This window comes from Bartonella sp. AU16XJBT (assembly GCF_028618665.1).
Lineage (GTDB): Bacteria > Pseudomonadota > Alphaproteobacteria > Rhizobiales > Rhizobiaceae > Bartonella.
The window spans coordinates 1-4,813 of sequence record NZ_JAQITF010000039.1 but is presented as its reverse complement, the minus strand read 5'-3'; the positions used below and the strand labels follow the sequence as shown (position 1 = coordinate 4,813).

4 protein-coding genes, 1 other RNA gene and 1 pseudogene are annotated in these 4,813 nt (G+C 40.8%); 4 read left to right on the top strand and 2 right to left on the bottom strand.

Translation table 11 applies throughout. The features are described from left to right. Positions 1–1,178, bottom strand: a 1,178-nt coding sequence (locus tag PVV66_RS09090) for an MFS transporter (protein ID WP_273760990.1), incomplete at its 3' end; no start/stop codon positions are given. Continuing rightward, the gene (locus PVV66_RS09085; RefSeq protein WP_273760989.1) at positions 1,166–1,381 is read right to left on the bottom strand and encodes a hypothetical protein; all 216 of its coding nucleotides are present in this window, start codon (positions 1,379–1,381) and stop codon (positions 1,166–1,168) included. The genes PVV66_RS09085 and PVV66_RS09090, both read right to left, overlap by 13 nt. A 616-nt stretch (positions 1,382–1,997) precedes the next feature. On the opposite strand from PVV66_RS09085, the gene PVV66_RS09080 reads away from it, so the two are divergent. From PVV66_RS09080 to PVV66_RS09065, 4 genes and pseudogenes are all read left to right on the top strand, one after another. Then, complete coding sequence (locus tag PVV66_RS09080) at positions 1,998–2,387, top strand: helix-turn-helix transcriptional regulator (RefSeq protein WP_273719561.1); 390 nt, start codon at positions 1,998–2,000, stop codon at positions 2,385–2,387. Between the two features lie 492 nt (positions 2,388–2,879). Further along, entirely contained in the window at positions 2,880–3,269 is a 390-nt protein-coding gene (locus tag PVV66_RS09075; protein WP_273719563.1) for a helix-turn-helix transcriptional regulator, read from the top strand. A gap of 991 nt (positions 3,270–4,260) precedes the next feature. Further along, positions 4,261–4,421, top strand: a non-coding RNA gene (ssrS, locus tag PVV66_RS09070) — 6S RNA. 209 nt (positions 4,422–4,630) lie between these two features. Then, positions 4,631–4,813 (top strand): annotated as a pseudogene (locus PVV66_RS09065) (hypothetical protein); the annotation flags it as partial.

The window sequence follows — 4,813 nt, the reverse complement described above, 5'->3', positions numbered from 1 at the left end:
ACCAACATCCTGATCCCGAATAAACAACATAATCCAACCACGCCAGAAAGAAGGAATAACTTACCAGAAGAAGTGTGATCTAACACAAAGGCTCCAAGAAACGGTGCTCCCAACATCGCTAAATTTTGGATAGACTGCACCCATCCAGAAGCGACCCCAATTTGTTCATTGAAATTGCTTACCAGATAAACATTAGAAGATATGGAAAAGCGTGCACTGACCATTCCAATGAGCAAAAAACAGAGCAACAAAGTCTCAATATGAAGTAAATCAAAGTAAAAAAAGCACACTGAGATCACGACAAAACAAACCATTGTTGACATGGCTGGCATTAACAACTCCGATATTTTGCCTGTAAGGGGGGTATGCTTTGATTTTTTCACGCTCCAAAACCCATAGAGAAAATTACCAATCGCTGAAGCAGATACCAGCATTCCAAGAGCCTGTTTATTCATTTTCATTGCACTGAGAATAACGGGCAACTGATTATTCACCATAAAGACCATGGCAAAATAAATGAACATCACCCCCACATAGGCATACCAAGTTGTCCCATAAAGCCTCTGTTGTGTTGTCATGGTGTCCGCTTTTTTTATTTTTAGCGATGAGATAGGTTGTGCGCCAAGACAACAAAAGACGATAAAACCTAGCAATGTTAAAAATCCAGAAAATAATAAAGTATATGTCTCTGACAAAAGTGCAGACAGAGCACTTCCCAAAGCAGGTCCGATCATCTTTGCTGCACTATTGATCATGTTAAGCACAGAATAGTAACGGCTCCGCTCATTTTCAGGAACAGAATTTGCACTGAGAACGGAAATTGCTGGAAGAGCAATACTATTGAATGTCGCTCGAATGACTGCCAAGACAATAAATCCTTGCAGACTGGTCGCCATCAATAAAACGACAGTACATAGCGCCCGTAACAGCAGTGAGGCCCGCAACCAATGGATCATAGAAGGGTGACTGACCAACATTCCAATTGGCTTAGACAGAACGATACCAGGTAATAATGTTGCCGCTCCAATAAAAGCGACATCATATTGATCCGCTTTCCAGTAGAACACGGATACGGTTAAAATCACGATGTAATCAATCCAGCCCCCAAATGACACGATGCCATCGCCCAGTAAAAGCATTCGCAAGCGATTTTTTGTTGCTGCATCTACTTGCGCCAAAATACGACTCCTGCTTTTTCGTCCGCAGAGCTGATTGGATTGTTGCTTCTTTTTTGCACCCTCAAGACATCAAGAATTTCTTGCGCCTTAAAGGCATCAAGAGCCTTCTTACAACTTGGCAAGTGATCATCATCAATGATAACACAACCAGCAGCAACCATTTCAGTGCAAAGCAGCAATGCTGTTCTAATGATTTTGTTCATAGATTCCCCCCTTTTGTTTTTCAGTTTTTAAAGTTTAAGCACAATTAAAACATTCTGCAACGCATAAAGCCTCCACCTCCTTCACTTTCCCTTCTTTTTTACGGATCCACGTTTTTACGCTTTTACATTTTTACAGAAAATGACAAACGAAAAACCCGCTCTGCTCTGTAAACAAAGTTCAGTACTTCATCAGAATGCATAGACAAACCCACCCCGAAAATATTCTACACATGCTTACAAAAAGCACCTTATTGATATGCTTGAAGGTCCCTCAACGGCCTATCCTTGCCTCTCATAAACCATTCTCACCCCACCCAAAACACCCCTATTTACGGCATAACACGACAAAAATATTTTCATTTTTCTTGCCAATCTTCTAAAATTCCTTTACCACTTAAAGGATATTTTGATCGTCTACGCACCGATCAAGAGGGATTAAAGGTCCTAAATCCGAGCGTAAAAGTGAACCCGCTTTGCGGATATCCCGGGATTCCGGGAGTTTTTGCTATGTCCAGGTGCTTGTCTGCACTAAAAGCAAAAAAACTGACTCGGATTCAGTACCTTTAACTCCCGGAATACCAACGCGAGGGCGCTCGCACTTGGCGGGGAGCACAAAGTGCAAACTAAAAATCCATATTTTCAAACTAAAAATCCAAACTTTATTGATATTTCAATAGGGAAAAGAATTCGTCATAGAAGAATTTCAATGGGGCTTTCTCAAAAAGCATTAGGAAGCTTTTTAGGTGTGAGTTTCCAACAAGTCCAAAAATATGAAAAAGGTTTAAATCGTGTAAGCGCAGGATGTTTGCTTGAAATCGCTCAAAAACTGCAAGTGCCGATAAGCTTTTTTTATGCGGATCTTTTAACCGCGGATATTGCGACAAAAGAAAACCCCTCACACCATGATCAAGACACCTATAGCGAAAAAGAATATGCTCTTTTAAAAAATTTTAGAGAGCTTAAGCCTAAAAAACAGAAAGCAATTTTGTGTTTGCTCTCTGATTAAGCGGAAGCCCGCACATCAACATTATTTGCTCATATATCCCTTTTGGTAAAATTGATGCCCCCTCACAGTTCAGTAGGTTAAAAGACGCGGCAAACAAGTCCATCCCTATTCAACATACACGCGCACAAAAAACACACACATTGTAAATCTATAGACCCAATATCAGCCTCAAAAAGTAGTGTTTCACAGAATAAGAGGGCATTCTTGCGATACAAAAAATTTTCATTTTCCAAATATTTTCATTTTTCTTGCCAATCTCCTGAAATTACTTTATTGATAGACCTGTGTTTTTGATCGTCCACGCAACGGTCAATAAGGAGTTGGATTCCTTAAAACTTAACGCATAAACAATTATGGCTATCCCGGAAATTCCGGGGGCTTTTGTTATGTCCAAGTGCGATAAGCACTAAAAACAAGAGACTGTTTAAGTTCAGTGAATCCAACCTCCCGGAATACCAATGCGAGGGCGCTCGCAACCGGAGGGGGCACAAAGTGCAAACTAAAAATCCACATTTTCAAACCAAAAATCCAAACTTTATTGATATTTCAATAGGGAAAAGAATTCGTCATAGAAGAATTTCAATGGGGCTTTCTCAAAAAGCATTAGGAAGCTTTTTAGGAGTGAGTTTCCAACAAATCCAAAAATACGAAAAAGGTTTAAATCGTGTCAGCGCAGGGTGTTTGCTTGAAATTGCTCAAAAACTGCAAGTGCCGATAAGCTTTTTTTATGCCGATCTTTTAGCCACCGATCTTGCGACAAAAGAAAACCCCTCACACCATGATCAAGACACCTATAGCGAAAAAGAATATGCCCTTTTAAAAAATTTTAGAGAGCTTAAACCTAAAAAGCAGAAAGCCATTTTGTGTTTGCTCTCTGATTAAGCGGAAACCCGCACACAACATTATTCGTTAATCTTTCTAAAATATAAGATTCAGATCATGCCACCTCAAAGGACAGTGTTTCATCAAACACGACCGAGACATACCACTCTAAAATACTCTTCATCCCAACGTGCCATCCTAAAGAAAAAATCACTGAAAGCACCGGTCAGTCGCGCTTTAAAAAGAAAATTCTCCCTATAGGACAAAGCTCTCCCTCCTCAAACGAGGCTGTTTGATAAGACTTCACAAACAAGCCCTACCCCTCACACCATCCTCGACGTATCTCTTCCCACCACCACCTTTTGCACACGACCATCCTAACTATCCATACGCATTCTCTCCCTCCTCCATTTCCCACACACTCTCCTTTCCAGTAAAGGCTCTAGGCCTCTTCATCCTATCTTACGCTCTATTCATAAGACTTGTTCCCCATAACCTTTCTTTCACTACTACCATACCATAATAAAAACTCAACACGCCCCCCAAGGCTCCACAGCGCATAAAGCCTCCACGTCCTTTACTTCCTCTTCCTTTTTTACGTCTCAACGATTTTACAGAAAAAAGCCAAACGAAAAACCCGCTCTGCTCTGCGAACAATGCGGTCTGTAAACAATGCTCTTCACGCTAACCTGCTTTCACAATTGATGAACCAGCCCTAAAAAATGACTCACAAAGCAAAAACCTCAAAGATGCCCCGTTCAATTAAACCAACAGCCTTGAATAAGAAATCACCCCCAAGCATTCTCCCAAAACCTCAAAATCAAACATTGCCCCAAAAGAGCAGATCAAGCATTCCCAATAATCCGTTCTGCACCACGCACCCCCCACCTATGTTTTTTTGCTGTAAATAAGCCGTCCATCGATCATGCAATCATTTCCAGCAATCCCCAGCAAGGATTTAAAAATCCTCCTAAAAAACTTTATAAAAAATTAAGAGATTGAGGTTATTTTATCTCTAGCAGAAGCTGTGAAATTATTTTATATTAAAGAGGGTGTTCTGCGCTTCTCGACAGGAAATAACGTATTCCTGAGACCTTAGTGATCTCCAAGGGAGCTGTCCCTGATTAAGCCCGTGGGCTTTTTCATATGGCGCCCACCTATTTATATAGGTTCCCGGGGTCAACTTTTTCCATCGGCTGTTGTGGATCACCCTTTTTTGCATCATTTTTTGCAGCCATAAAGCTTGTTTGCATCCATAAATGCCCCCCAAAATTGATCATGCCCTTTTGCATGGAGCCTCTCTATTATCTCTATCTATGAGATCCCCTTTTCTATGAAACAAAGAGCAAAAGACTCTCTTTATAAGATCAGAATGACAATAGGCTTTAACTTATGAAATTTGCGAACAGCCTACAAAAAGAATAGATCTTGTCAACTTCATCTCTTCGCACCAACACCGCAAAAGCGGTTTATTGCGGGCTCTTTCAAAAGAAGAGCGTGCCCTATTTTCACAACGCGCTTGTCGCCACTTTATTGAAACCCTTGAAAAAAAAGGAACAGATTTTTCACGCCTCATTTTGGCAGGCTATTGGCCCATCAAATCG

Excerpts from the sequence above, each read along its gene's own strand:
- PVV66_RS09085 (WP_273760989.1), bottom strand. The coding sequence starts at position 1,381 with ATGAACAAAATCATTAGAACAGCATTGCTGCTTTGCACTGAAATGGTT.